Origin of the sequence: Algoriphagus lacus, assembly GCF_003583985.1 — a bacterium.
Classification (GTDB): Bacteria; Bacteroidota; Bacteroidia; order Cytophagales; family Cyclobacteriaceae; genus Algoriphagus; species Algoriphagus lacus.
Genome location: NZ_QXML01000042.1, coordinates 1 through 620 on the forward strand (window position 1 = coordinate 1; position 620 = coordinate 620).

Genomic DNA, 620 nt, shown 5'->3' on the forward strand with positions numbered 1-620 from the left:
TTTAGAAGTCTATGATGGACGCAAGTTGATTCATATGGACTTGAACAATCTCACCTATCGGATACACAGCGAAATTGACGCTTCCACATTAAGATTTAAATCACTCCCTTATATAATTAGCGCCTTAAAAGAAGACTTAAATAAAAATGTTCCAGTAATAACTCATAATGATAGTACTATAAACGGTAAGCTCTATTTTAATATAGAAATTATAGGACTTGACACTATAAAAAAGAATGAAAGAGTATATCGATTTGTAAAAGTATTAATTGACAAAGAAAGCTATTTGCCCATTTGGTACAGAAACGAACAGCAAGGGTTTATAGACGGTACGGATATGTTTGTCAATACATATTCAGAAATTCACTTTTATGATTATAAAATAAATAGAGAAGGTCTTTCCGACCTGTCATCATATATTATCCCTTCTAATTTTACGATCGAAAAACTAAAAGACAGAAAACCACTTCTTATAAAAGGTAGTAAAGCACCTGAATTAAATTTGAAAGAAATAAATGGACAACCGTTCTCACTAAACCGTCATAAAGGAAAAGTAATATTGCTAAACTTTACATCCATTAGTTGTCCACATAGTATTGAATCAGTAAACATGTTAAATA

1 protein-coding gene is annotated in these 620 nt (G+C 30.5%); it reads left to right on the forward strand.

Features of this window, described 5'->3' with window-relative positions:
• Nucleotides 1-40 precede the first annotated feature (40 nt).
• On the forward strand, nucleotides 41-620 hold a 580-nt coding region (locus D0X99_RS20330), incomplete at its 3' end, for a TlpA family protein disulfide reductase (protein WP_199708198.1).